24 protein-coding genes are annotated in these 24,560 nt (G+C 62.4%); 17 read left to right on the top strand and 7 right to left on the bottom strand.

From position 1 onward, the window contains the following. Nucleotides 1-451 (bottom strand): DUF721 domain-containing protein (locus APH36_RS06910; protein WP_060498021.1); only part of this gene is annotated, 451 nt, incomplete at its 3' end. A 302-nt stretch (nt 452-753) separates the two neighbouring features. Between APH36_RS06910 and secA the strand changes: the two genes are divergently transcribed. The 4 genes from secA to APH36_RS06890 all read left to right on the top strand — a co-directional run bounded on the left by secA (nt 754) and on the right by APH36_RS06890 (nt 6,523). Next, complete coding sequence (gene secA / locus APH36_RS06905; protein ID WP_016713569.1) at nt 754-3,489, top strand: preprotein translocase subunit SecA; 2,736 nt, start codon at nt 754-756, stop codon at nt 3,487-3,489. An 87-nt stretch (nt 3,490-3,576) separates the two neighbouring features. After that, nucleotides 3,577-4,794, top strand: coding sequence for a bifunctional glutamate N-acetyltransferase/amino-acid acetyltransferase ArgJ (gene argJ, locus APH36_RS06900; protein WP_060498020.1), 1,218 nt, complete (start codon nt 3,577-3,579; stop codon nt 4,792-4,794). Between the two features lie 155 nt (nt 4,795-4,949). Then, nucleotides 4,950-5,582: a glutathione S-transferase family protein gene (locus APH36_RS06895; protein ID WP_060498019.1), complete on the top strand. Its 633-nt coding sequence runs from the start codon at nt 4,950-4,952 to the stop codon at nt 5,580-5,582. Further along, nucleotides 5,579-6,523: a Nudix family hydrolase gene (locus tag APH36_RS06890; RefSeq protein WP_060498018.1), complete on the top strand. Its 945-nt coding sequence runs from the start codon at nt 5,579-5,581 to the stop codon at nt 6,521-6,523. Before APH36_RS06895 ends, APH36_RS06890 begins: the two co-directional genes overlap by 4 nt. A gap of 32 nt (nt 6,524-6,555) precedes the next feature. Here the strand turns inward: APH36_RS06890 and APH36_RS06885 are convergent, their stop codons facing one another. Genes APH36_RS06885 through APH36_RS06875 form a run of 3 tightly spaced genes read right to left on the bottom strand, consistent with a single transcriptional unit; the run spans nt 6,556 to nt 10,103 of the window. After that, nucleotides 6,556-7,122, bottom strand: coding sequence for a cob(I)yrinic acid a,c-diamide adenosyltransferase (locus tag APH36_RS06885; protein ID WP_060498017.1), 567 nt, complete (start codon nt 7,120-7,122; stop codon nt 6,556-6,558). A 1-nt stretch (nt 7,123) separates the two neighbouring features. Beyond that, nucleotides 7,124-9,148 (bottom strand): ATP-binding protein, encoded by a 2,025-nt coding sequence (locus APH36_RS06880; protein ID WP_060498016.1) that lies wholly within the window; start codon nt 9,146-9,148, stop codon nt 7,124-7,126. Between the two features lie 37 nt (nt 9,149-9,185). Continuing rightward, nucleotides 9,186-10,103 (bottom strand): putative 2-dehydropantoate 2-reductase, encoded by a 918-nt coding sequence (locus APH36_RS06875; protein ID WP_060498015.1) that lies wholly within the window; start codon nt 10,101-10,103, stop codon nt 9,186-9,188. Nucleotides 10,104-10,203: 100 nt separating this feature from the next. Between APH36_RS06875 and APH36_RS06870 the strand changes: the two genes are divergently transcribed. The 3 genes from APH36_RS06870 (at nt 10,204) to APH36_RS06860 (ending at nt 12,999) form a co-directional block, all read left to right on the top strand. Continuing rightward, a complete protein-coding gene (locus APH36_RS06870) occupies nt 10,204-10,689 on the top strand; it encodes a YajQ family cyclic di-GMP-binding protein (RefSeq protein WP_016713577.1) in 486 nt (161 codons plus the stop codon). A gap of 114 nt (nt 10,690-10,803) precedes the next feature. Continuing rightward, the gene (locus tag APH36_RS06865) at nt 10,804-11,643 is read left to right on the top strand and encodes a mechanosensitive ion channel family protein (protein ID WP_016713578.1); all 840 of its coding nucleotides are present in this window, start codon (nt 10,804-10,806) and stop codon (nt 11,641-11,643) included. 111 nt (nt 11,644-11,754) lie between these two features. Further along, the gene (locus tag APH36_RS06860; RefSeq protein ID WP_060498014.1) at nt 11,755-12,999 is read left to right on the top strand and encodes an MFS transporter; all 1,245 of its coding nucleotides are present in this window, start codon (nt 11,755-11,757) and stop codon (nt 12,997-12,999) included. A gap of 70 nt (nt 13,000-13,069) precedes the next feature. Here APH36_RS06860 and APH36_RS06855 read toward each other — a convergent pair whose 3' ends face one another. Further along, on the bottom strand, nt 13,070-14,617 hold the full coding sequence (locus tag APH36_RS06855; RefSeq protein WP_060498013.1) for an AmpG family muropeptide MFS transporter: 1,548 nt from the start codon (nt 14,615-14,617) through the stop codon (nt 13,070-13,072). A gap of 43 nt (nt 14,618-14,660) precedes the next feature. After that, the gene (locus tag APH36_RS06850; RefSeq protein WP_060498012.1) at nt 14,661-15,014 is read right to left on the bottom strand and encodes an MGMT family protein; all 354 of its coding nucleotides are present in this window, start codon (nt 15,012-15,014) and stop codon (nt 14,661-14,663) included. A 152-nt stretch (nt 15,015-15,166) separates the two neighbouring features. On the opposite strand from APH36_RS06850, the gene APH36_RS06845 reads away from it, so the two are divergent. The 5 genes from APH36_RS06845 to groL all read left to right on the top strand — a co-directional run bounded on the left by APH36_RS06845 (nt 15,167) and on the right by groL (nt 19,764). Beyond that, the gene (locus APH36_RS06845) at nt 15,167-16,177 is read left to right on the top strand and encodes a DUF481 domain-containing protein (protein ID WP_060498011.1); all 1,011 of its coding nucleotides are present in this window, start codon (nt 15,167-15,169) and stop codon (nt 16,175-16,177) included. Between the two features lie 100 nt (nt 16,178-16,277). Further along, nucleotides 16,278-17,009 (top strand): HugZ family protein, encoded by a 732-nt coding sequence (locus APH36_RS06840; RefSeq protein ID WP_060498010.1) that lies wholly within the window; start codon nt 16,278-16,280, stop codon nt 17,007-17,009. A gap of 67 nt (nt 17,010-17,076) precedes the next feature. Continuing rightward, nucleotides 17,077-17,538 (top strand): FxsA family protein, encoded by a 462-nt coding sequence (locus APH36_RS06835; protein ID WP_060498009.1) that lies wholly within the window; start codon nt 17,077-17,079, stop codon nt 17,536-17,538. A 243-nt stretch (nt 17,539-17,781) separates the two neighbouring features. Beyond that, nucleotides 17,782-18,075, top strand: coding sequence for a co-chaperone GroES (locus APH36_RS06830; protein ID WP_003260750.1), 294 nt, complete (start codon nt 17,782-17,784; stop codon nt 18,073-18,075). 48 nt (nt 18,076-18,123) lie between these two features. Further along, complete coding sequence (gene groL / locus APH36_RS06825) at nt 18,124-19,764, top strand: chaperonin GroEL (protein WP_060498008.1); 1,641 nt, start codon at nt 18,124-18,126, stop codon at nt 19,762-19,764. A 102-nt stretch (nt 19,765-19,866) separates the two neighbouring features. Here the strand turns inward: groL and APH36_RS06820 are convergent, their stop codons facing one another. Continuing rightward, nucleotides 19,867-20,595: a phosphatase PAP2 family protein gene (locus APH36_RS06820; RefSeq protein ID WP_060498007.1), complete on the bottom strand. Its 729-nt coding sequence runs from the start codon at nt 20,593-20,595 to the stop codon at nt 19,867-19,869. Between the two features lie 183 nt (nt 20,596-20,778). Between APH36_RS06820 and colR the strand changes: the two genes are divergently transcribed. From colR to APH36_RS06795, 5 genes are all read left to right on the top strand, one after another. Further along, nucleotides 20,779-21,462: a two-component system response regulator ColR gene (colR, locus tag APH36_RS06815; protein ID WP_003255215.1), complete on the top strand. Its 684-nt coding sequence runs from the start codon at nt 20,779-20,781 to the stop codon at nt 21,460-21,462. Beyond that, entirely contained in the window at nt 21,452-22,762 is a 1,311-nt protein-coding gene (locus APH36_RS06810; protein ID WP_060498006.1) for a HAMP domain-containing sensor histidine kinase, read from the top strand. The genes colR and APH36_RS06810 overlap by 11 nt, the downstream gene beginning before the upstream one ends. Nucleotides 22,763-22,870: 108 nt before the next feature. After that, nucleotides 22,871-23,551, top strand: coding sequence for a class I SAM-dependent methyltransferase (locus APH36_RS06805; protein WP_019098319.1), 681 nt, complete (start codon nt 22,871-22,873; stop codon nt 23,549-23,551). A gap of 6 nt (nt 23,552-23,557) precedes the next feature. Next, entirely contained in the window at nt 23,558-24,256 is a 699-nt protein-coding gene (locus APH36_RS06800; RefSeq protein ID WP_016713590.1) for a lipopolysaccharide kinase InaA family protein, read from the top strand. Further along, entirely contained in the window at nt 24,256-24,489 is a 234-nt protein-coding gene (locus tag APH36_RS06795; protein ID WP_060498005.1) for a hypothetical protein, read from the top strand. The genes APH36_RS06800 and APH36_RS06795 overlap by 1 nt, the downstream gene beginning before the upstream one ends. Nucleotides 24,490-24,560 lie beyond the last annotated feature (71 nt).

The following is a 24,560-nucleotide window of genomic DNA, read 5'->3' as shown; positions in this document are numbered from 1 at the left end:
CCTTGCTGTTGGCGTGGGCAGCCAACCGTTCCAGTGCGGCACGCAGCTTGGGGTCGGTGATGCCCTCGGCGGTGTCGCGCAGGCTCTCGGCGGCGCTGTTCGAGAGTTCGGCAGCATGCCCGCCGCGCTTGGCCGGCACCAGCGGCGGTTGGACCTTGTACAGGATGCGCCGGAGGTTGCCGAAGGCTTCCATGGCCTGCAATGCCGCCAGCAGGCGCTTTTGCTGGTAGCGCAGGCGCGTTGCCCAATGGCCGTCGGTAACCACCAACAGCAAGGTACCATCGCGCCAGGACGCGACATGGCAGTGTTCGCGGGCGGCCGGTTGCAGCTGGCTTTCCAGCAGGCGCTGCAGGTGCTCCAGGCGCTCGGCCTGGTTCAGCAGCAGGCGCAGCGGGCGCACCTGGCGGAGCAGGGCGGAAGGTGGCTGGGCGGGGGAGGGTTTGTAGGTCATGGGGTATGCATGAGGTTACGTGGTCAGCAGTTTAACACCTCTATAGCCTGCACCGGCCTCTTCGCGGGCAGCAGAAGATAAGACTAATTCTCGATACCTTTCATGTTGCCAAGCCTTGAACTCAGGGAAAATGCCCCTATCTAAGACAAGCCCCCGCCAAAACGCTGTAATAGCATCGTGGAAATCCACCACTTTCCTCACCATCGTTTCCGGGTAGAATGCTCGTTCGCATGCGGCCTCAGGGCTGCACGGGCGACTCATGGGGCCGCCCTCCATCCCTACGTGTGGAAGATCCTGCCGATATGTTTGCGCCTTTGTTAAAGAAACTTTTTGGAAGCAAGAACGAGCGTGAAGTGAAACGCATGCTCAAGACGGTGAGTATCGTCAATGCCTTCGAAGAGAAGATGGTGGCCCTCTCCGACGAACAGCTGCGGGGCAAAACCGCAGAGTTCAAGGAGCGTTTGGCCAAAGGCGAGACACTGGACCAATTGCTGCCTGAAGCCTTCGCCGTGGCCCGTGAGGCCGGCAAACGCGTGATGGGCATGCGCCACTTCGACGTGCAGCTGATCGGCGGCATGACCCTGCACGAGGGTATGATCGCAGAAATGCGCACCGGTGAAGGCAAGACCTTGGTCGGTACCCTGGCCGTGTACCTCAATGCACTGTCCGGCAAGGGTGTGCACGTGGTCACCGTCAACGACTACCTGGCCCGCCGTGACGCCAACTGGATGCGCCCGCTGTACGAATTCCTCGGCCTGTCGGTCGGAATCGTCTCGGCGTTCCAGCCGCCGGAAGAAAAGCGCGCGGCCTATGCGTCCGACATCACCTACGGCACCAACAACGAATTCGGTTTCGACTACCTGCGCGACAACATGGCGTTCAGCCAGGACGAGAAGTTCCAGCGTGAACTGAACTTCGCCGTGATCGACGAAGTCGACTCCATCCTCATCGACGAAGCGCGCACCCCGCTGATCATTTCCGGCCAGGCCGAAGACAGCTCCAAGCTGTACATCGAGATCAACCGCCTGATCCCGCGCCTGACCCAGCACATTGAGGAAGTGGAAGGCCAGGTTACCCAGGAAGGCCACTTCACCATCGACGAGAAGAGCCGTCAGGTCGAGCTGAACGAAGCCGGTCACCAGTACATCGAGGAAATGCTCACCCAGGCCGGCCTGCTGGCCGAGGGCGAGAGCCTGTACTCGGCGCACAACCTGGGCCTGCTGACCCACGTCTACGCTGGCCTGCGCGCGCACAAGCTGTTCCACCGCAACGTCGAGTACATCGTCCAGGACGGCCAGGTACTGCTGATCGACGAACACACCGGTCGTACCATGCCGGGTCGTCGCCTGTCCGAGGGCCTGCACCAGGCCATCGAAGCCAAAGAGAACCTGAACATCCAGGCCGAGAGCCAGACCCTGGCTTCGACCACGTTCCAGAACTACTTCCGCCTGTACACCAAGCTGTCCGGCATGACCGGTACCGCTGACACCGAAGCGTTCGAGTTCCAATCGATCTACGCGCTGAACGTGATGGTGATCCCGCCGAACAAGCCACTGGCGCGTAAAGACTTCAACGACCTGGTGTACCTGACCGCCGACGAGAAATACGCTGCGATCATCGCTGACATCAAGGAAAGCATGAAGCAGGGCCGGCCGATCCTGGTGGGTACCGCGACCATCGAAACGTCCGAGCACATGTCGAACCTGCTCAAGAAGGAAGGCATCGACCACAAGGTACTGAACGCCAAGTACCACGAGAAGGAAGCCGAGATCATCGCGCAAGCCGGTGCCCCGGGCGCGCTGACCATCGCCACCAACATGGCCGGCCGTGGTACCGACATCCTGTTGGGTGGTAACTGGGAAGCCGAAGTGGCCGCCCTGGAAAACCCGACCGCCGAGCAGATCGCGCAAATCAAGGCCGACTGGCAGAAGCGTCACCAGCAGGTGATCGAAGCCGGTGGCTTGCATGTGATCGCCTCCGAACGCCACGAATCGCGCCGTATCGACAACCAGCTGCGGGGCCGTTCCGGCCGTCAGGGCGACCCGGGTTCCAGTCGCTTCTACCTGTCGCTGGAAGACAGCCTGATGCGCATCTTCGCCTCTGACCGGGTGAAGAATTTCATGAAGGCACTGGGCATGCAGTCGGGCGAGGCCATCGAGCACCGCATGGTCACCAACGCCATCGAGAAGGCCCAGCGCAAGGTCGAAGGCCGCAACTTCGACATCCGTAAGCAATTGCTCGAATACGACGACGTGGCCAACGAGCAGCGCAAGGTGATCTACCACATGCGCAACAGCCTGCTGGCCGCCGAAAACATCGGCGACACCATCGTCGAATTCCGCAAGGAAGTGCTGGACGCTACCATCAGCCAGCACATCCCGCCGCAGTCGCTGCCCGAGCAGTGGGACGTGGCCGGCCTGGAAGCGTCGCTGGCCAGCGATTTCGCCATGAAGTTGCCGATCCAGCAGTGGCTCGACGAGGACGATCACCTCTACGAAGAGACCCTGCGCGAGAAGCTGCTGAACGAAATCACCACGGCCTACACCGAGAAGGAAGACCAGGCCGGTATCGACGCCCTGCGTACCTTCGAGAAGCAGATCCTGCTGCGCGTGCTGGACGACCTGTGGAAAGACCACCTGTCGACCATGGACCACCTGCGTCACGGTATTCACCTGCGCGGCTATGCGCAGAAGAACCCGAAGCAGGAATACAAGCGCGAGTCGTTCACCCTGTTCCAGGAGCTGCTCGAGTCGATCAAGCGCGACACCATCCGCGTGCTGTCGCACGTTCAGGTTCGCCGCGAAGACCCGGCCGAGGAAGAAGCCCGTCTGCGCCGCGAGGCCGAGGAACTGGCCAGCCGCATGCAGTTTCAGCATGCCGCTGCACCGGGCCTGGAAAGCGAGCAACTGAGCGAAGAAGGTGCCGAAGTGGCAGTAGCCTCGGCGCCGGTGCGCAATGACCAGAAGCTGGGCCGTAACGAGCCGTGCTGGTGTGGTTCGGGCAAGAAGTTCAAGCATTGCCATGGCCAGATCGAGTGATCTGACCTGATTGCTGTATCGTGACAACCCTGGGGGCCGCATTGCGGCCCCCTTTTTCCATATTCACCGTTTTCTAGGAGCGCTCTAATGGCTGTTGGTCTTGGTCCTTTGCCCACCCTGCACCCGGTTCCGGGTTTTGAACTCGGCATCGCTTCTGCAGGCATCAAGCGCCCTGGGCGCAAGGACGTGGTGGTGATGCGCTGTGCCGAAGGCTCCAGCGTGGCCGGTGTGTTCACCCTCAACGCGTTCTGCGCAGCGCCGGTGATCCTGTCCAAGCAGCGTGTACAGGGCACCGTGCGTTACCTGCTGACCAATACCGGTAATGCCAACGCCGGTACCGGCGCGCCAGGCCTGGCGGCTGCCGAGCGTACCTGCGCCAAGCTGGCCGCGCTGGCTGGCGTGCCGGCCGAGTCGGTACTGCCGTTCTCCACCGGCGTGATCGGTGAGCCGCTGCCGGTCGAGAAGATCGAAGGTGCACTGCAGGCCGCCCTCGACAACCTGTCGGAAAACCACTGGGCTGAAGCCGCCACCGGCATCATGACCACCGACACCCTGCCCAAGGGGGCCAGCCGCCAGTTCCAGCACGATGGCGTGACCGTGACTGTCACCGGTATCAGCAAGGGTGCAGGCATGATCCGCCCGAACATGGCCACCATGCTCGGTTACATCGCCACCGACGCCAAGGTTGCTCCGGCGGTGCTCAAGGACCTGATGCTGGACGGCGCCAACAAGTCGTTCAACCGCATCACCATCGACGGCGACACCTCGACCAACGACTGCTGCATGCTGATCGCCACCGGCAAGGCCAACCTGCCAGAAGTCACCGAAGCCAGCGGCGCGCTGTTCGAAGCGCTGAAAAAGGCGGTGTTCGAAGTGTGCATGGAGGTGGCCCAGGCCATCGTTCGTGACGGCGAAGGTGCTACCAAGTTCGTGACCGTGCAGGTCAACGGCGGTGGCAACCACCAGGAATGCCTGGACGTCGGCTACGCCGTGGCCCACTCGCCGCTGATCAAGACTGCACTGTTCGCCTCCGACCCGAACTGGGGCCGTATCCTCGCGGCTGTTGGCCGTGCAGGCGTGCCGGAGCTGGATGTGAGCCTGATCGACGTGTACCTGGACAGCGTGTGCATCGCCAGCCAGGGCGGCCGCAGCCCAAGCTACACCGAAGCGCAAGGTTCGGCAGTGATGGCCCAGGAAGAGATCACCATTCGTATCGAGCTGGGCCGTGGTGCGTGCAGCGAAACCATCTGGACCACCGACCTGTCCCACGAATACGTGAAGATCAACGCCGAGTACCGTACTTGATGTACTGATCCTAAGGCCCCTTCGCGGGCAAGCCCGCTCCCACAGGTTTTGCACTGCCTGTAGGGGCGGTGCGATCCCTGTAGGAGCGGGCTTGCCCGCGAAAGGCTGCATAGCAGCCTGCGGGTTTTGCAATACAAACCTGATGGAGCCGAACCATGAGCTATCACCTGATCATCGGCGACAAGCTGTATTCCTCCTGGTCGCTGCGTGGCGCCCTGGCCCTCGAGCTGGCTGGCGTGCCCTACGAAGAAACCCTGATCAAACTCAACCAGCCTGACACCCGTCAGCGCATCCTCGCATTCTCCGCCACTGGCAAGGTACCGCTGCTCAAGACCGAGCACGGTGTGATCGCCGACTCCCTGGCGATAGGCGAATACCTCAACGAACAGCACCCTGACGCGCAACTGTGGCCTGCCGATGTCGCTGCCCGTGCCCAGGCCCGCTCTGCCTGCGCGCAGATGCACAGCGGCTTCTTTGCCCTGCGCGGCGCCATGCCGTTCGACTTGTCGCGTGACAGGGCCCTGGACGAAGTGCCACTGGACGTGCAAGTCGACATCGACCGTATCGTCGCGCTTTGGTCCGAATGCCGCGTGGTGGCCAAGGACAACGGCCCGTTCCTGTTCGGCAAGCCGAGCCTGGTCGATGCTTTCTTCGCCCCGGTGGCCGTACGCCTACGCACCTACCGCGTGGCGGTGCCAGCAGAGGCGGCCGCCTACATCGAGACCATTTATCAGTGGCCAGCCTTCAAGGCTTGGCAGCAGGCAGGCCTGGCGGAGCGTGAAGGGTGAAACGGATTCATGTAGTAGCTGCCGTGATTCGCGGCAATGACGGCCGTATTCTGATCGCACGCCGGGCGGATACCCAGCACCAGGGCGGCCTGTGGGAGTTTCCCGGCGGCAAGGTAGAACCGGGCGAAAGCGTGGAAGCGGCGCTGGCCCGTGAGCTGCGCGAGGAACTGGGCATCGAGGTGACCCGTTCGCGTGCGCTGATCAAGGTCAGCCATGATTACCCGGACAAGCAGGTGCTGCTGGACGTGCGCGAGGTCGACGCGTTCACCGGCGAACCCCATGGCGCCGAAGGGCAGCCGCTGGAATGGGTGGCCCCGCGCGACTTGCCGCAGTACGAATTCCCGGAGGCCAACAAGCCGATCGTTGCCGCTGCGCGCCTGCCGGACCAATACCTGATTACCCCGGATGGCCTGGAAGTGCCGCAGATGCTCAAGGGCATCCAGAAGGCGGTGGCCAGCGGTATTCGGCTGATCCAGCTGCGTGCCCCGGACATGTACGACCCCAAGTACCGCGATGTGGCGGTGGATGCGGTAGGGCTGTGTGCGGGTAAGGCACAGCTGATGCTCAAGGGGCCGCTGGAGTGGCTGGGTGACTTCCCCTCGGCGGGTTGGCACCTGACGGCGGCGCAGTTGCGCAAGTACGCGGCCAAGGGCCGGCCATTCCCCAAAGAACGTTGGCTGGCAGCGTCGTGCCACAGCGCTGAGGAGCTGGCGCTGGCGGAGCAGATGGGCGTGGACTTCGTCACCCTGTCGCCCGTGCAGGCGACCCAGACTCATCCCGAGGCGGTGCCGTTGGGCTGGGATGAGGCGCAGCGGTTGATCGCCGGGTTCAACAAGCCTGTCTACCTGCTGGGTGGGGTAGGGCCCGGTGAACGCGAGCAGGCTTGGGAAGCCGGTGCACAAGGTGTGGCCGGGATCCGGGCGTTCTGGCCTGAAATCTGAGCAATTGGGGCTGCAAAGCAGCCCCGGCAATATCAGCTCTGAGGCTTCTCGGCAGGTTGCCACAGCACTTCAGCAATGCCCTGCCGCCGCCCAATGATCCGGGCCGCCACAAACAGAAGATCCGAAAGCCGGTTGATATACGCCAAGCCGACGCCCTCCAGTGGCTCCACCGCATTCAGCTGCTGACACCGTCGCTCCGTACTGCGTGCCAGACACCTGCATACGTGCGCCTGAGCGACCAATGCCGAACCACTGGGCAGTATGAAGTTCTTCAACGGCCCCAGCTCCTCATTCCACACATCGATAGCCGCCTCCAGCCGCTCGACCTCCGCCAGGTTCAACGCCTGGTAACTCGGCATTGCCAACTCGCCCCCAAGGTCGAACAAGCGGTGCTGACACGGCGCCAGCACGGCGCTCACCTCATCCAGCCCTTGCTCGACCAACCCCGCCAGCAGTACGCCCAACTGGCTGTTCAGGCTGTCCACCTCGCCAATCGCCTCGATCCGCGGGTGGTCCTTGGGTACCCGGCGACCGTCGCCCAGGCCGGTTTCGCCCTTGTCGCCGGTGCGGGTGTAGATCTTCGACAGGCGGTAGCCCATGTCACTTCTCCGTATTGGCCGGCGCCGCCGGCTGGCCGAGGGGCAGGCGCAGGGTAAAGCAGGTGCCCTGGCCGGGCGTGGACTGCACTTCCATCTGCCCCTTATGGTTATTGGTGATGATGAAGTACGAGACCGACAGGCCCAACCCGGTGCCCTGGCCAATTTCCTTGGTGGTGAAAAACGGCTCGAAGGTGCGCTTGCGCACCGCCTCGGGCATGCCGACGCCGTTGTCCTCGACTTGAATTTCCGCCCAAGGCGGATTCAGCCGCGTGCGCAGGGTTATACGCCCGGGTTCACTCGGCTGAGGGCGCAGGTGGATGGCCTGGGCCGCGTTTTTCAGCAGGTTGAGCAGTACCTGCTCCAGTTCGTTGGCCGTGCACGGCACCGGACCCAGTGTGGGGTCAAACTGGCGCACGATGGCCTGGCCCTTGAAGTCGAAACCGATGGTGAGGTCGAAGTCGTTGCTGGCAATTTCCACCGCCTGGTCGATCAGGGCCGGCAGGTCGCACGGCACCAGCTGGCGGTTGCTGCGGCGGCTGAAACTGAGCATGTGCGTGACGATCTTGGCGGCTCGCGCGCCAGCCTGCTGGATACCGTCCAGCAATTGCGGCACTTCGCGGCTGGCCAGGTAACGGTTGACCGTTGGCAGGTCGATACCCAGCTCTTCGGCCTGTTCCTGGTTGCGCGGCAGCTCCGGTGACAGGCGCCGGCGGATGTTCTGCACGTTGTGCAGAATGGCACCCAGCGGGTTGTTGATCTCGTGGGCCATGCCGGCAGCCAGGCCACCGACTGAAAGCATTTTCTCCGACTGCACCATCATCTCTTCCAGCGAAAGCCGCTGGGTGATGTCGTCGATGCGAATCACCACGCCGCGCCCGCCGCCGCCGGTCAGCGGGTAGAAGGTCAGGGCGTAGTGGCGAAGGTCGTCGCCCTTGGGCCAGGTGACCCGCTCGATCTTTGCCACCCGGTGCTTCTCGACCGTTTCCTTCAGTTGCGGAAGGAATGGCTTGAGCGGTTCGAAGGCGATGAATACCGGTTGGTTCAGCGCTTCGTCCAGTGGTGTGCCGGAGAGTACCGTGGCTTCGTGGTTCCACTGCGTCACGTAGAGCTGTTCGTCGAGGGCGATCAGCGCCGAGGGCATCGAGTCGATGATGCTGTTGAGGTAATTCTGGAAGCCCGTGAGCTTTTTCTCGATCTTGCTGCGTACCTGTACTTCCAGCTCCAGCTTGCGGTTGGTGTGGCGGGTTTCCTCGGCCAGGCCCTGGGCCTGGTCATAGGCATCCTGGAACTCGTCGCGGGCGCGCTTGAGCTGCTGCTCGCGGGCTTCGATGCGTGACAGCATGGTGTTGAAGGCATCGGCCAGGCTGCCGATTTCATCGTCGTTGCCGCGCCGGGCGCGCAGGGCGTAGCTTTCTTCGCGGGTGACCTGGCGGCTGAGCTCTTCAAGCTGGTTGATCGGCTGGGTAATCAGGCGCTTGATCTGCCGGGCGATGACGATCCACAGCAGGATACTGAACACCAGGATGCCCAGGCTGGCGCTGAGGGTGCCGGTGTAGAAGGCGGTGGGCAGCTCGCTGCTGGCCACCAGCAGCAGGTGCGCCGGCGGGTTGGCGTCGCGCGGGATGCGGATCAGCTGGGTGCTGCGAAACTCCATCAGGCGCCAGCCGTCGATGTTGCGAAAACGCTTGGGCAGGGTTAGCGGATCGCCATGCTGCAATTGCGCCAGCATGCGGCCATCGCCACCGTAGACGGCGGCCGCACGTAATGGCGTATAGCTGTCCAGCTCCTTGAGCAGGGCGTTGGCGGTTTCTGCGGTGTCACCCGCGCGGGAGGCAAGCTGCGGGTTGGCCACCAGCCGCCCGATAGTCTGCAGCGCCTGCGGGGCCATGCTCTCCTGGGTGATCCAGTAGGCGGCACTGATGAAGGTGAGGTTGGCCACCAGCAGGATGGTCACCAGCAATACCAGCAGGGCCGCCAGCAGCTTCTGCCCGACCGGGAGGTTTTCCAGGCGTTGGCGCAAGGTCATGGGCTAGGCAATGTCCGTATCCGGTTGAAGGGCCGCATCAGTCGCAGGGCAAGCCACGTGTGCGCAAGTTATCGACCAGGCGCTGCCGCAAGTGTTCAAGCTGCGGCAATTGCAGGCCATGGCGCCCGGCTGCGCGGCAGGCATGGCCGAGCAGGTAATGCACCTCGGTGCGTCGGCCGGCGCGCACGTCCTGGTACATGGAAGAGTAGTTGGCTGCGGTGGCGAGGATCACCCGTTGCACTTCCTCGTCCAGCTCGACTGCTGCTTGCGGTTGGCCGCAGCGGCGCAGTAATTCGGCCAGTTCGGTACACAGCGCGTCAACTTCGCTCAGGTGCCCCAGCAGCCCGCCGTTCTGGCAGTCGTGCAGCACGGTCAGCGGGTTGATGGCGCAGTTGAGCGCGAGTTTGCGCCACAGGCGGGTAAGGATGTCCACGGTCCATTCAGCGGGGATGCCGGCGTCATGCAGGTCATCGAACCAGGCGGGGAGGGTCGGGTGGCGCGGGTCACCCAGCCAGTTGAAACCATGGCCGGCAAAGCGTACCTGCCAGTCGCCTTCGCGGAACGCCCCTTCGGTGCTGGACGCGAAGATGCAGCGTGCATGGGGCACCAGGTCGGCCACGTCGTCCTGGCTGCCCAGGCCGTTCTGCAGCAACACCACGTCGGCACCCTCGGCCAGCCTGTGTGCCACACCGGCAATGGCCGGGGCGGCATCGTAGGCCTTGCAGGCCACCAGCAGGCGGTGGATGGGGCCTTGCGCCTGCGCGGTTTCGGCGGGAATGGCGTAGTGGTGGTGCTGGTCCTGTTCAACCAAGGTCAGGCCGCCGGTTTGCTGGTAGGCCTGCAGCCGTTGACCGTCCCGCAGGATCAGGCGCACAGCTTTGCCTGCGCGCGCCAGGCGGCAGGCCCAGAGGCTGCCCAGGCTGCCGGCGCCGAGAATATGCCAGGTGCTGCTCATATGCGTTTCGCAACCCGTTATAATGAGCCCGCATTTTAACCGTCAAACCCAGCGCGCTCCATCGTCAGCCTGAGCGCGCTTTTATTTTGGGAGAACAACCATGCCTTCGTTCGACGTGGTATCGGAACTGGACAAGCACGAAGTGCAGAACGCGGTCGACAACGCCATCAAGGACCTGGACCGCCGCTACGACCTCAAGGGCAAGGGCACCTTCGAGTTCAAGGACAAAGAGCAGACCGTGATGCTCACCGCCGAGGAAGAATTCCAGCTCGAAGCCATGCTGGAAATCCTGCGCCTGGCGCTGGTCAAGCGCAAGATCGACGTGAAATGCCTGGAAACCAAAGACCCGTACGCCTCCGGCAAGGAAAAGAAACAGGAAGCCAAGTTCCGCGAAGGCATCGACAAGGACCTGGCCAAGAAGATCGTTGCCACCATCAAGGATGGCAAGCTGAAGGTGCAGGCCGCCATCCAGGGCGAGCAAGTGCGCGTGACCGGCAAGAAGCGTGACGACCTGCAGGAAGCCATCGCCCTGCTGCGCACCAAGGAATTCGACATGCCGCTGCAGTTCAACAACTTCCGCGACTGATGCAGGTAATGCCCGGAACCCCGATGGCCAAATGATGTCCATCGGTTCCATGGCCGCGTTGCGGGTTGCGGCCGGTTTTACCGTGTACATGCCTTCAGGCATCAGGAGATGAATATGGATTTGAACGCTGAAGTCGATCAGCTCGTCCGCCAGTCCCAGACGTGGATCCCGTTGATCATGCAATACGGCAGCCGCCTGCTGTTGGCGCTGCTGACACTGGCCATTGGCTGGTGGCTGATCAACCGGGTCAGCACGCGCTTGGGCAAGCTGGCCGGGTTGCGCGCCGATGCGGCCCTGCAAGGGTTTATCAGCACTTTGTCGAACATTGTGCTGAAGGTGCTGCTGTTCGTCAGCGTGGCATCGATGATCGGCATCGAGACCACCTCGTTTGTCGCCGCTATCGGTGCCGCAGGCCTGGCGATCGGCCTGGCGCTGCAGGGTAGCCTGGCAAACTTCGCGGGTGGGGTGTTGATCCTGATGTTCCGCCCGTTCCGCATCGGTGACTGGATCGAGGCGCAGGGTGTGGCCGGTACGGTCGACAGCATCCAGATCTTCCACACCGTGCTGCGCACCGGTGACAACAAGACAGTGATCATGCCCAACGGCAGCCTGTCCAACGGCATCATCACCAACACCAACCGCCAGCCGACGCGCAAGGTGGTGTTCGATGTGGGCGTGGACTACGAGGCCGACCTGCAAAAGGCCCGCAATGTGTTGCTGGAGCTGGCGCAGGACCCCCGCGTGTTGTCCGACCCGGCACCGCAGGCGGTGATTTCCACCCTGGGCGACAGCTCGATCACCGTGTCGTTGCGCCTGTGGGTCAAGACCGCCGATTACTGGGATGTAATGTTCATGCTCAACGAGCATGCGCGTGACCGGCTGAAGGCTGAAGGGATCGATATTCCGTTCCCGCAGCGGGTGATTCGCGTGGTGCAGGAGACTGCAACGCAGTGACACCTCATTGAAACCGGGGCGCAAGGCCCCGGTTTTTACACTTGTTCACAGCAATATCGCGCCATTTCTGGCATATAGCCTTACCCCTCCTGCCACACCCGATACGCGATCATGAAACCACTGCTCTACATCACCCCCCTGCGCGCCTTGTTGTTCGGCCTCACTCTGGCCCTGTTCGAGCTGCTGACCTACCTGGCCAGCGACGCAGTCATGCCGGCCATGCCGGTGGTGGTGGGCGACCTGAACGCCAGCCCCGAATACATCCCCCATGCCCTCAATCTGTACCTGCTGGGGGGCGTGGTGCTGCAATGGCTGATCGGCCCGCTGGCCGACCGTTATGGCCGGCGCCCGCTGTTGCTGGCTGGCTGCGCGTGCTTCGGCCTGGCCTGCCTGGCCACGTTCTGGGTCCACGACATCGGCCTGTTCAACCTGTTGCGCCTGTTGCAGGGCATCGGCCTGGGCTTCGTGGTCACGGTCAGCTACCCGGCCTTGAACGAAGCGTTCAGCGAGGCTGATGCGGTGCGCATGATGGCCCTGCTGGCCAACATCGCCTTGCTGTCGCCGTTGCTCGGGCCGCTGGTGGGTACCTTGCTGCTGCAGTGGCTGGATTGGCGCTGGCTGTTCGTGGCCTTTGCCATCGGTGCGGTGCTGGCCTGGGTGCTGTTGTACCGGTTGATGCCGGAAACGCTGGGTGTGGAGCGCCGTGACGGTTCTCGCCTGGCATTTACGCCGATTCACCTGCTGCCGTTGCTGGCCGGTTATGGCCAGTTGTTGGCCAACCTCCGTTTCGTTGCCGGCAGTGCTGCCCTGGGGCTGGTCGGTTTGCCGCTGATTGGCTGGATCGGCCTGTCGCCGGTGCTGCTGATTCACGATGAGGGGCTGAGCACAATGGAATACGCCTTGTGGCAGCTGCCGGTATTTGGCGGGCTGATCCTGGGCAACCTGATCATCAACCGCATCGCCGACCGCTACCCGCTGCCGGCCCTGGTGCGAGGCGCGCTGTGGCCTTATCTGGCCGGCCTGAGCCTGATGGTGCTCGCGACCTGGTACTGGCCAAGCGTGACCAGCGTGGTGGCGGGCATGTCGCTGTACGCGCTGGGGTTGGGTGTAGCCAACGCCGTGCTGTACCGCATGACGTTGTTCTCCAGCGAGCAGAGCAAGGGCCTGGTGTCGGCCATGCTGGGGATGATCACCATTGCCTTGCTGGGCTTGGGCGGGGCAGTGCTGGCCATGATCGGCGCCGGGGCCAGCTTGCTGCACTTTGCCTTGGCGGCGGGTGTGGCGGGGGCGTTGGCGCTGTGGCCGCTGTGGTTTGTCGTAGGCGGGCGGCCTGGGGAAGGGGCTGTCGCTCAGTAATCTTTATTGCCTGTACCGGCCTCTTCGCGGGCTTGCCCGCGAAGAGGCCGGTACAGGCAATAGAGTTCTTTCAGGGCCGCTCGGCCGCCGAGTTTTCCTCTGCCACCGGCGTCCCCCGCCCAGCCTCCTGGCGCCACTGCAGGGCAATCAGGATCAGCGTAGGCACACCCAGCAATGCGGTAATCAGGAAGAAGTCGTGGTAACCAAACTTCTCGACCATGACCCCCGAATACCCGCCGATCAACCTTGGCAACAACAGCATGATCGAACTGAGCAGCGCGTACTGGGTCGCCGAGAACTTCAGGTTGGTCAGGCTCGACAGGTAGGCGACGAAGGCCGACGTGGCCATGCCGGAGCTGAAGTTGTCCAGCGAGATGGTCACCACCAGCATTTCCAGGTTCGGGCCCATGTCGGCCAGCATCAGGAACAGGATGTTGGTGCCGGCCGAAGCTACGCCGCCGATGAACAGGATCGGCATGATGCCGAAGCGCACGATCAGCAGCCCGCCGACCCCGGCGCCGACCAGGGTCATGATCAGGCCGAAGATCTTGCTGACGCTGGCGATCTGGTCCTTGGTGAAGCCCATGTCGATGTAAAACACGTTGGCCATCACACCCATCACCGTGTCCGACATGCGATAGGTGGCGATCAGGCCGAGCAGCAGCAGCGCCTGCCAGCGGTAGCGGGTGATGAAGTCGTTGACTGGCGTCAGCACCGGGGCCAAGCCGCGACGGCCAAGGCTCGACAAGCACGCCCAGGTCAGCAGTACATAAAGGATCAGGCGCAGGAACGCACGGTCTTCCAATAGCAGGTCAAGCGGCGTGGCATCACCGGAAATGACGCTGGACCAGCCGGTATTGAACATCTGGGTAAAGCTGGCCGGTACCGACACCAGCAGGATGATCAGCACGAACACTGAGGCCATCTGGTGCACCAAGCCGTAGCGCGCTGCCGACAGCTGGGTGCGCAAGGGCACCGGCGGTTCGCGCATGACCAGGGTCGTGAACAGGGCGGGCAGCATCATGACCCCGAACATCACATAGGTGCCGGCCCAGGCCTTGTGCAGGTAGCTGAAACCGGTGGAGCCGAACCACTCGGCGAAGAACAGGGCGCCGGCCGTGGCGAGCAGGGCGGCCACCCGGTAGCCAGCCATGTAACTGGCAGCTAGCGCGGCCTGGCGTTGATCGTCAGCGATTTCCAGGCGGTAGGCGTCGACAGCAATGTCCTGGGTAGCCGATGCGAAGGCCACCAGCACGGCCATGGCGATCAGCCACGACAGGTGCTGTTGCGGGTCGCACAGGCTCATGCCGACCAGGCCGATGACCACCAGCGCTTGCGACAACAGCAGCCACGAACGACGTCGACCCAGGCCACCCAACAGGGGCAGGCGCCATTGGTCGAGCAGCGGTGACCACACCCACTTGAAGGCGTAGGCCAGGCCGATCAGGCTGGCGTAGCCGATGGTCTCGCGGGCAACACCGGCTTCGCGCAACCACACGGACAGGGTGGAGAACACCAGCATGTAGGGCAGGCCGGCGGCAAAGCCAAGCAGCAAAAGTACCAAGGTTGACGGGCTGGCATAGGCAGCAAGCGCAGCGCGCCAGGTTTTACGGGGCATGGGCCAACATCTGCCTCAAGTTTGCGAAAACAAAGCGCGCACTCTAACCGCTGTGCTCCATTGGGCGCCAGCCATGGCGCGTCATATCCACACGATTGTTGGTTACATTCACACCTTCCGCGCGTAATCGCGCCCGTTGTTCATCCCCTGACGGGGTACCCAATGCCAGGCTCAGCCGGCCGCCTGCGCCGAGCACCCGGTGCCAGGGCAGGCGGGTGTCCGCAGGCAACTGCCCGAGGGTGCGCCCGACCCACCGTGCTGCACGGCCAAGGCCCGCCAGCTCGGCCAGTTGGCCATAGCTCACCACCTTGCCGGAAGGCACCTGGCCCAGCACTGAATATAGCGCCGTTCGTCGGCCCTCGGCGGATTCGAGCGCAGGCTGATCTCCATCAGACATCACGCCCCCGTTGGGCTGCAGATGAAACCGGACAGGTGGTCCGGCAAATGAGAGTTGAACTCAACGGCATACGCTTGGTCTGTCCTTGCTCTGGTCGTCGGTATCTGGATAATGCCCGGCTTTTTTCGTCAAATCGAACCCGTAGTCCGCTTATGTATTCTAGATCCCTGTTGTGCTTGCTAGCTGCTTCCGTGTGCGCCGCCCCGGTGTTCGCCGACACCGTGTGGATGAAGAACGGTGACCGCCTCAGCGGCAAGATCAAAGTGTTCGACGGCGGCAAGCTGCTGCTGGAAACCCCTTATGGCGGGTCCATCGCGCTGGACTGGAAAGAGGTCCAGACCCTGGAGAGTGACCAGGAGATGCTGGTCAAGCAGGACGCCTACACCGGGGAAAAGGCCAAGTCGCTGAAAGCGGCCGAGCCTGGCAAAGTCACCTTGGCCAATGGCGAAGCGCCCAAGACCGTGGAACTGGCCAGCATCGAGCAGATCATGAAGCCCAGGCCGCTGGTCGAAGACTTCGTGTGGAAGGGCAACGTGGACGTTGCCCTGGATTACAAGCGCGCCGAGAACGACACCGACGATTACGATGTCGGCTTCAAGACCACCGCCCGCCACGGCCGCTGGCGGCACAACGCCGAAGGCGAATACAACCGCGAGAGCAAGGACGACGTCACCACCACCGATAACTGGAGCGCCGAGTACGCGCTGGACCGCTTCATGACCGAGAAGTGGTTCTGGCAGGGCCGAGCGGAGTACAAGCGAGACCGTATCGAAGACCTGGCCCGCCAGCGCACGGTCGGTACCGGCCCGGGTTATCAGTTCTGGGACAACGAGCTGGGCGCATTCTCGCTGGGTTCGTTGATCAACCGCACCGACTTCGAATACCAGGACGGCGCCAAGGACAACTTCTACTCTGCGGCGGTGAAGTGGGACTACACCCGCTACCTGATCGGCAAGAACGTGCAACTGTTCACCAACGGCGAATTTGCCAAGCCGCTGGGGGGCGTGGCCGATTACTCGCTGGATGCCGAAGTTGGCTTGCGCTACAAAGTTACCGAATGGGCCTCGCTCAACCTCAAGGCGGAGAAGGACATCATCACCGGCACCCGCGACAGTGATCTGGACAAGACCCGCTATACCGCAGGCTTCGGCGTGACCTGGTAAATCTTCGGGGGCGATTGGGCTGCGCAGCAGCCCCATTGGCACTGAAACTGATAATGCTTATCTTGTCCCCATCCAGTCCGTTGCCAGGAGCCATCCCCAAGTGAGTACCAACGCCCTCCGCCCCGCCCGGGAACTGCTCCTCAAAGAGTACCGTGGCGTGCTCTCGACCCATTCCAAGTCGATGCCCGGTTTCCCCTTTGGTTCGGTCGTGCCGTACTGCCTGGACGCCCACGGCAATCCATTGATTCTCATCAGCCGCATCGCTCAGCACACCCACAACCTGCAGAAAGACCCCAAGTGCTCGCTGCTGGTAGGTGAGCGCGAGGCCGAAGATGTGCAGGCTGTGGGGCGTCTGACCGTGATGGCCGAGGCGCACAAGTTGGTCGACGAAGCGGCTGTCGAGGCGGCTGCCGAACGCTATTACCGCTATTTCCCGAACGCTGCCAACTATCACAAGGCTCACGATTTCGACTTCTGGGTCCTGCAGCCGGTGCGCCATCGCTACATTGGCGGCTTCGGCGCGATCCACTGGCTCGACCAGGTAACCTTGGCCAACCCGTTCGCCGGCAAGGCCGAGTCGAGCATGGTCGAGCACATGAACAGTGACCACGCCAATGCCATCGCCCACTACGTGGAGCTGACCGACCTGCCACGCCATACCCCGGCGCAGATGGTGGGGGTAGACAGCGAAGGCATGCACTTGCGCATCGGCCAGGCGGTGCACTGGTTGCCGTTCCCAAGTACTTGCAACACGCCGACACAAGTCCGCGAAGCCTTGGTGCTGCTGGCGCGCGCGGACCAGTGGCCGGCTGTGGAGCAGGCAGAGGGTTGAAAAAGCGAGCACCCGCATCCATCTGTAGGTCCTACAGGAAGGTTCTCTTCCGACGAGGAATGCTTTGATGCGTGCTTTTCTACTGTTGCTTCTGCTGTTTCCCGTGCTGGAGCTGTTCGTCTTCGTGAAGGTCAGCGCGGCCATCGGGTTCTTCCCGGCGCTGCTGCTGATCATCGCCGGCTCCGCCCTGGGTGTGCTGGTGATGCGCGTGGCCGGCCTGGCCACCGCACTGCGTGCCCGTGAAAGCCTGCAACGCGGCGAGCTGCCTGCCGAGGACATGTTCCAGGGCATGATGTTGGCCGTGGGTGGTGGCCTGCTGCTGCTGCCGGGTTTCATCAGCGACGTGCTGGGCCTGCTGTGCCTGCTGCCGTTCACCCGCCATCTGGCTGCGCGCAAGATGCGCGAGCGTGCCGAGGCCCAGGCCATGCGCCAGCGTGCGTTTCAGGACGACCCGTTCCAGGCGCAGCCGCGTGACGGTGGCCACCGGCCGAACGTGATCGAAGGCGAGTACGAGCGCCGCGACAAGTGATACCCCCGGGGCCGCACACGCGGCCCCGGTGTTTTTCAGCCTCAAGAAAAATTTTGTATATCAAGCCTTGTAATTGAATATGGCGGCCTCATGTATGTGGTCACCGCAAGGTTTCTGGTGGCAACGCCAGACATGACTCAGGTGGTTCGCCCAATGCGGGCCACCTCCCGGCAACGCCGGACAGCATCAACCCGCCGGTGTCGACACCGGCCGATGAAAACCACAATTTGGGAGAGATCGACAATGAAGCTTCGTCCTCTGCATGACCGCGTCGTTATCCGTCGCAGCGAAGAAGAATCGAAAACCGCTGGCGGTATCGTCCTGCCGGGTTCGGCCGCTGAAAAACCAAACCGCGGCGAAGTCGTTGCCGTCGGCACTGGTCGCATCCTGGACAACGGCGAAGTTCGCGCGCTGGCCGTGAAAGTGGGTGACAAAGTGGTTTTCGGCCCTTACTCGGGCAGCAACACCGTGAAAGTCGATGGCGAAGACCTGCTGGTCATGGCCGAGAACGAAATCCTCGCCGTTATCGAAGGCTGATTTCCCCGACTTCCCGTTACTCCAAAGAATTCCAAGGATTAAACGATCATGGCTGCTAAAGACGTAAAATTCGGCGATTCCGCTCGTAAGAAAATGCTGGTTGGTGTCAACGTTCTGGCTGACGCGGTAAAAGCGACCCTGGGCCCGAAAGGCCGTAACGTGGTATTGGCCAAGAGCTTCGGCGCGCCAACCATCACCAAGGACGGCGTTTCCGTCGCCAAAGAAATCGAGCTGAAAGACGCCTTCGAAAACATGGGCGCCCAGCTGGTCAAGGAAGTTGCTTCCAAGGCCAACGATGCTGCCGGTGACGGCACCACCACCGCTACCGTTCTGGCTCAGGCCATCGTCAACGAAGGCCTGAAAGCCGTCGCTGCCGGCATGAACCCGATGGACCTGAAGCGCGGTATCGACAAGGCCACTGCTGCCGTTGTTGCCGAGCTGAAGAACCTGTCCAAGCCATGCGCCGACTCCAAGGCCATCGCCCAGGTGGGTACCATCTCCGCCAACTCCGACAACTCCATCGGTGAAATCATCGCCGAAGCCATGGAAAAAGTCGGTAAAGAAGGTGTGATCACCGTTGAAGAAGGCTCGGGCCTGGAAAACGAACTGTCCGTCGTAGAAGGCATGCAGTTCGACCGTGGCTACCTGTCGCCATACTTCGTCAACAAGCCGGACACCATGGTTGCCGAGCTGGAAGGCCCGCTGCTGCTGCTGGTCGACAAGAAGATCTCCAACATCCGTGAGCTGCTGCCAGTGCTGGAAGCCGTTGCCAAGGCCGGTCGCCCACTGCTGATCGTTGCCGAGGACGTTGAAGGCGAAGCGCTGGCTACCCTGGTAGTCAACAACATGCGCGGCATCGTCAAGGTTGCTGCGGTCAAGGCCCCAGGCTTTGGCGACCGTCGCAAGGCCATGCTGCAGGACATCGCTGTCCTGACTGGCGGCCAGGTCATCTCCGAAGAAATCGGCCTGTCCCTGGAAACCGCTACCCTGGAGCACCTGGGTAACGCCAAGCGCGTGATCCTGTCCAAGGAAAACACCACCATCATCGACGGCGCTGGCGCCGACACCGAGATCGAAGCACGCGTCAAGCAGATCCGTGCCCAGATCGAAGAAACCTCGTCGGACTACGACCGTGAGAAGCTGCAAGAGCGTCTGGCCAAGCTGGCTGGCGGTGTTGCCGTGATCAAGGTCGGTGCTGGCACCGAAGTTGAAATGAAAGAGAAGAAAGCCCGCGTTGAAGACGCCCTGCACGCTACCCGTGCAGCCGTTGAAGAAGGCGTGGTGCCTGGCGGTGGTGTTGCCCTGGTTCGCGCCCTGGCGGCCATTGCCGACCTGAAAGGCGACAACGAAGACCAGAACGTCGGTATCGCCCTGCTGCGTCGCGCTGTTGAAGCCCCGCTGCGTCAGATCACTGCCAACGCCGGCGACGAGCCAAGCGTTGTGGCCGACAAGGTCAAGCAAGGTTCGGGTAACTTCGGTTACAACGCTGCTACCGGCGAATACGGCGACATGATCGAGATGGGCATCCTGGACCCAGCCAAGGTCACCCGTTCGGCCCTGCAAGCTGCTGCTTCGATTGGCGGTCTGATGATCACCACCGAAGCCATGGTTGCTGACCTGCCAGAAGACAAGCCAGCTGCTGGCATGCCTGACATGGGCGGCATGGGTGGCATGGGCGGCATGATGTAAGCCAGCCTCACCCCCTGCACCATCAAAAAGGCCCCGGTTCGTGAGAACCGGGGCTTTTCTTTTTCCTGTTGGGGCCATTGGGGCCGCAAAGCGGCCCCAGTGTCAGGCGACGCTACGTTCGACAGCTGGCGCTTCCACCACTCCACGCCGATACAGAACCAGGTAATACGACCCCAACCCGATCAACCAGCAGAACACCGCCGTCCACACGTTATGCGACAGGAAGTGCGCCCCCTGCATCATCCTCCCTACGCCGAGTACCGAACCGGCCAGCAAAGCCACCACAAATGCTGCCCGCGCCAACCGCGGCTTGCGATCACGCAGCATGAAGAACAGGCCGAACAGGCAGAACCCGGTCGCCGCATGCCCACCCGGCCAGCACAGGCCAGGCTTGTCGGTAGCAGGCCGCGGTTCCAGCAACTTGCTGTAGGTTTCCGTGCCGCCAAACTGGGTCAGGCTCCACGGGCACTGTACCTGGGTCACCTTCTTCAACGGCGTGACAAACGCCGTTGACAGGCCCAGTGCCAGCACCAGGCAGCCCAGCTCGCGGCGCCAGCCGAACAGGCGCTTCCAGAAGAAACTGCCAGCAAAGGTGAGCAGCGAGATCACCCCCAGCAAGATCACCACCTGCTTGACCCGGTCGTGCAGGATGTTTTCCAGCCAATAGCTGTGGCGGCCGATGAACTGCCCGGCAGCGGGGTCGAAAAACAGGTTGGCCACGTCCATGTCGACTGACGTCAGCTCCAGCAGAATCAAGACCAGCGCGGTCGCCAAGGGGACGCCCAGATACAGCCAGAAATTGATAGGGCGAGGGCGGGTTCGTTGCTGCATGGTGGCTCCAGGGCACGAAAAAGATCGGGCATTGTCGGCTGCCCGCTATCCTGTGTCCGTGAAGGATCAGTGAAAAAACCGTCAAGTGGGGTGAATTTTCCGGGGGGCTGGCACCGTGCAAGCATAGGCCTTAAGCTGCGCCTGCCGCGCACCACTGCGAGAAGCGCCGCACAGGAGAAACCGATGCGCATTCTTTTGGTTGAAGACAACCGCGATATTCTGGCCAACCTGGCCGACTACCTGGGCATGAAGGGCTACACCGTCGACTGCGCCCAGGATGGCCTGTCCGGCCTGCACCTGGCCGCCACCGAACACTACGACCTCATCGTGCTCGACATCATGCTGCCCGGCATCGATGGCTACACCCTGTGCAAGCGCCTGCGCGAAGACGCCCGCCGCGACACACCGGTGATCATGCTCACTGCCCGCGACCAGCTGGATGATCGCTTGCAAGGCTTCCGCTCGGGGGCCGACGACTACCTGCTCAAACCGTTCGCCCTGTCTGAGCTGGCGGCGCGCATCGAAGCAGTGCTGCGCCGCGCTCAAGGCGGAGGGCGCCGGACCCTGCAGGTGGCCGACCTCAGTTACGACCTCGACACCCTGGAAGTTACTCGCCAGGGCCGCCTGCTCAAGCTCAACCCGGTGGGCCTCAAGCTGTTGGCCGTGCTGATGCAGAAAAGCCCGCACGTACTGCGCCGCGAAGTACTGGAAGAAGCCCTGTGGGGCGACGATTGCCCCGACAGCGACAGCCTGCGCAGCCATGTACACCAGCTGCGCCAGGTGATCGACAAGCCGTTCGAAAAACCCTTGCTGCATACCGTCCATGGCGTCGGCTATCGCCTCGCCGAGGGCCGCGATGGAGTTTAAGCAAAGCCTTGCCCAGCGCATCATCATCGCCTTTGCCCTGATGAGCGCGCTGGTGGCCGGGGCGTTCGCCTTCGGCATCGTCGCCACCGTGCACCTGGTTGAAGAGCGGCTGATTTCCTCTGTGCTGGGTGGCGACCTGCAGCGCCTGCTGCGCATGGACAGCGTCAGCGACTGGAGCCACCGGCCGCGCCCCGACCAGCTGTTCTACTTCAGTGGCGGGCGTGACGACTTCGAACTGCCCAAGGACTTGCGCCACCTTGACCGGGGTTTCCACGAAGTATTCCGCGACCAGCTGTCATACCACGCCATGGTCGAGATCGTCGATGGCCGCCGTTACGTGCTGCTGCAGGACCAGAGCGACTTCGAAGAACGCGAGCGCGTGTTGTTCGCGGTGGTGGTGGTGGGCTTCTTACTCAGCCTGGTGCTGGCAGTCATCCTCGGCTGGCTGGTGGCGCGCCGGGTAATGGCACCGGTGATCCGTCTGGCGCGCCAGGTGCGCCATCGCGATCAACTGCTGGGCCTGGCCCCGCCACTGGCACCGGACTATGCGGCGGACGAAGTCGGCCAGTTGGCAGTGGCCTTCGACGATACCCTGGGCCGTTTACGCGATGCGCTGACCCGTGAACGGCTGTTCACCAGTGACGTCAGCCATGAGTTGCGCACACCGTTGATGGTGCTGGCCACTTCCTGCGAGCTGCTGATGGAGAACCCCAACCTCGACGCCCGCGCGCGTAGCCAGGTAGAGCGGGTAGCGCGTGCCACGGAAGAGATGCGCGAACTGGTCAAGACCTTCCTCATGCTGGCCCGTGCCCAACGTGACGAAGGCGCGGTGGCATCGCGGGCAACCTTGCGCGAAGTGGCCGACGAACTCATCGGTGTGTGGCGCGATACCATCGAGCAGAAGGGCCTGACCCTCTATTTCGATGGCCGCATCAGCGCCAGCCCGGTGCTGTACAACGCTACCTTCCTGCAGTCGGTAATGGGTAACCTGTTGCGCAATGCTGCCCACTACACCGACAGCGGCTACATCCGGCTGAGCCTGGAGGCCAACGGTTTCAGTGTGGAGGACAGTGGCGTGGGCATCCCCGAAGAGCAGCGCGAGGCGATGTTCAAACCGTTCGTGCGCGGTGACGAGCGGCGTGGCGAAGGCTTGGGCCTGGGTCTATCGCTGGTGCAACGCATTTGCGACGACCAAGGCTGGCATGTCACCCTCACATCGACCCTGCCGCATGGTTGCCGCTTCCAGGTGGACCTGAGCAACACCAAAGCCCAAGGCGGCCCGGACGCCATGGCCGAGTAATCCGTTGTAACAGGTTAAAGGGCGCGCGACATTTTTTTCACATTGGCATGACCTGATTCCAACGCTTGCTTACCTAAGGTGAGCGGCACTGGAGTCAGGAGATGCCCAATGCGTAGCCCCATCAAGCTTGAATTTTCCGAGAAGTACGACAAAGACCACGCCCGCGAGTACTTTCTCAAGCACCAAGATGGCCTGGCGCGACGTCTTTCCCACAAGCGAGATGAGCAGCTGGCGCGTCGCGCCCTGGCATTGGCCGGCGAGCCCGGCCTGGTACTGGACCTGCCGTGCGGTGCCGGCCGTTTCTGGCCACTGCTGGCAGAAAAGCCCAACCGGGTGATCATCGGTGCCGACAACTCCGAGGCGATGATCGAGACAGCCTGTGCCGCGCAACCGCCAGAAGTGGTGGCGCGGGTACGCCCTTTGCAAACTTCAGCGTTCGCCATTGACTTGCCGGATAACTCGGTGGACAGCATCTTCTGCATGCGCTTGTTCCACCACATTGGCGAATCGGCGCACAGAAAGACCATACTTTCGGAATTTCAACGTGTTAGCCGTGATAGTGTGATTTTGTCTTTGTGGGTCGATGGCAACTTCAAGGCTTGGCGCCGGAAAAAACTGGAGCAACGCCGCAGTGCCAAGGCCGAGCAGGACAATTACCAGAACCGTTTCGTGTTACCAGCCGAAACGGTCGAAGAAGAATTCAGGGCCGCCGGCTTCAGAATCCAGGAACGCCTCGACTTCCTGCCGTTCTATGCCATGTGGCGGGTCTACGTATTGCGTAAGGGGTAGCGTTTGATGGCTGTAGCCCAGAAAGGGGAGTCGCGGTTCGATTTTTACTGGCGCCAGCAGGGCGAGTGGGTCGAGGAGCCTAACCAGCGCCGCGGCGGCGAAAGTGGCGTGCAACGCCTCAACGATGCCAATGGCAAGTTGCTGTATGCCAAGCGCCAGGTCGGGCATATCTATCGCAGCCTTATGCACCCTTTTGGGCGACCAACCGTATTGCGTGAACTCGATGCACTGAACAGCTTCGAGCAACTGGGCGTTCGCGTCCCCCGCATCGTCTTTTGTGGTGCCGAGCGCGATGCCGACCACCAATGGCGTGCGCTGCTGGTGAGCGAGGCGCTGGACGGCTTTGTCGAACTCGACACCTGGCATGCCGAAGGTGCCCGTGAGCGTTACCCGCAGGTGGTGCATGAGCGCATGCTCAAGGACCTGGCGGACAACCTGGCGCGCATGCACCTGGGGCACTGGCAGCACGGCTGCCTGTACGGCAAGCACGTATTCATCAAGGTGATCGGCGAAGGCGAGCAGGCGCGGGTCGAAGTCGCACTGCTGGACCTGGAAAAGTGCCGGCGGCGCATCAGCTGCCAGCGTGCGGCAGGCAACGACCTGCGCCAGCTGCGCCGCCATTCGTCGATCAATGACGCCGAATGGCAGACGCTGCTCTACTTTTACAAGATGGCGTTTGGCAGCGCTGTCAAAGGGTTAGAGTAATGAAACTAGAAATAGCTCGAGCTTTGTTCCTGGTAGCTGGCCTGGCGGTGACCACCGTGGCGGTGGCTGCCTGGGAAGAGCCGAGGCCGACTGTGTTCAGCAAGGCTGAGATGGCCGACCAGTGCGCGTTGCCGCGGGAAGCGAAACCGCAGCAGCAGGCACAGGTCACGCCGGACCAGGACCTTTTGCTGTTCCTGTTTGGTCTGCGTCAAGGGTTGCGGCCATTTGGTTGAACCCGGTGTGAGCTAGAAATGCCAGAGGCTCCGCAATCGCGGGGCCTCTGGCATTTTTGCGTCTGCTTCAC

The organism is Pseudomonas sp. NBRC 111133 (genome assembly GCF_001320605.1).
In the GTDB taxonomy this organism is placed as follows: domain Bacteria; phylum Pseudomonadota; class Gammaproteobacteria; order Pseudomonadales; family Pseudomonadaceae; genus Aquipseudomonas; species Aquipseudomonas monteilii.
Note: the sequence above shows the minus strand (reverse complement) of the source record. Positions and strands in the feature narration are given on the sequence as shown.

Excerpts from the sequence above, each read along its gene's own strand:
- secA (WP_016713569.1), top strand. The coding sequence starts at position 754 with ATGTTTGCGCCTTTGTTAAAGAAACTTTTTGGAAGCAAGAACGAGCGT.
- argJ (WP_060498020.1), top strand. The coding sequence starts at position 3,577 with ATGGCTGTTGGTCTTGGTCCTTTGCCCACCCTGCACCCGGTTCCGGGT.
- APH36_RS06895 (WP_060498019.1), top strand. The coding sequence starts at position 4,950 with ATGAGCTATCACCTGATCATCGGCGACAAGCTGTATTCCTCCTGGTCG.
- APH36_RS06885 (WP_060498017.1), bottom strand. The coding sequence starts at position 7,122 with ATGGGCTACCGCCTGTCGAAGATCTACACCCGCACCGGCGACAAGGGC.
- APH36_RS06880 (WP_060498016.1), bottom strand. The coding sequence starts at position 9,148 with ATGACCTTGCGCCAACGCCTGGAAAACCTCCCGGTCGGGCAGAAGCTG.
- APH36_RS06875 (WP_060498015.1), bottom strand. The coding sequence starts at position 10,103 with ATGAGCAGCACCTGGCATATTCTCGGCGCCGGCAGCCTGGGCAGCCTC.
- APH36_RS06870 (WP_016713577.1), top strand. The coding sequence starts at position 10,204 with ATGCCTTCGTTCGACGTGGTATCGGAACTGGACAAGCACGAAGTGCAG.
- APH36_RS06865 (WP_016713578.1), top strand. The coding sequence starts at position 10,804 with ATGGATTTGAACGCTGAAGTCGATCAGCTCGTCCGCCAGTCCCAGACG.
- APH36_RS06860 (WP_060498014.1), top strand. The coding sequence starts at position 11,755 with ATGAAACCACTGCTCTACATCACCCCCCTGCGCGCCTTGTTGTTCGGC.
- APH36_RS06855 (WP_060498013.1), bottom strand. The coding sequence starts at position 14,617 with ATGCCCCGTAAAACCTGGCGCGCTGCGCTTGCTGCCTATGCCAGCCCG.
- APH36_RS06850 (WP_060498012.1), bottom strand. The coding sequence starts at position 15,014 with ATGTCTGATGGAGATCAGCCTGCGCTCGAATCCGCCGAGGGCCGACGA.
- APH36_RS06845 (WP_060498011.1), top strand. The coding sequence starts at position 15,167 with ATGTATTCTAGATCCCTGTTGTGCTTGCTAGCTGCTTCCGTGTGCGCC.
- APH36_RS06835 (WP_060498009.1), top strand. The coding sequence starts at position 17,077 with ATGCGTGCTTTTCTACTGTTGCTTCTGCTGTTTCCCGTGCTGGAGCTG.
- APH36_RS06830 (WP_003260750.1), top strand. The coding sequence starts at position 17,782 with ATGAAGCTTCGTCCTCTGCATGACCGCGTCGTTATCCGTCGCAGCGAA.
- groL (WP_060498008.1), top strand. The coding sequence starts at position 18,124 with ATGGCTGCTAAAGACGTAAAATTCGGCGATTCCGCTCGTAAGAAAATG.
- APH36_RS06820 (WP_060498007.1), bottom strand. The coding sequence starts at position 20,595 with ATGCAGCAACGAACCCGCCCTCGCCCTATCAATTTCTGGCTGTATCTG.
- colR (WP_003255215.1), top strand. The coding sequence starts at position 20,779 with ATGCGCATTCTTTTGGTTGAAGACAACCGCGATATTCTGGCCAACCTG.
- APH36_RS06810 (WP_060498006.1), top strand. The coding sequence starts at position 21,452 with ATGGAGTTTAAGCAAAGCCTTGCCCAGCGCATCATCATCGCCTTTGCC.
- APH36_RS06805 (WP_019098319.1), top strand. The coding sequence starts at position 22,871 with ATGCGTAGCCCCATCAAGCTTGAATTTTCCGAGAAGTACGACAAAGAC.
- APH36_RS06800 (WP_016713590.1), top strand. The coding sequence starts at position 23,558 with ATGGCTGTAGCCCAGAAAGGGGAGTCGCGGTTCGATTTTTACTGGCGC.
- APH36_RS06795 (WP_060498005.1), top strand. The coding sequence starts at position 24,256 with ATGAAACTAGAAATAGCTCGAGCTTTGTTCCTGGTAGCTGGCCTGGCG.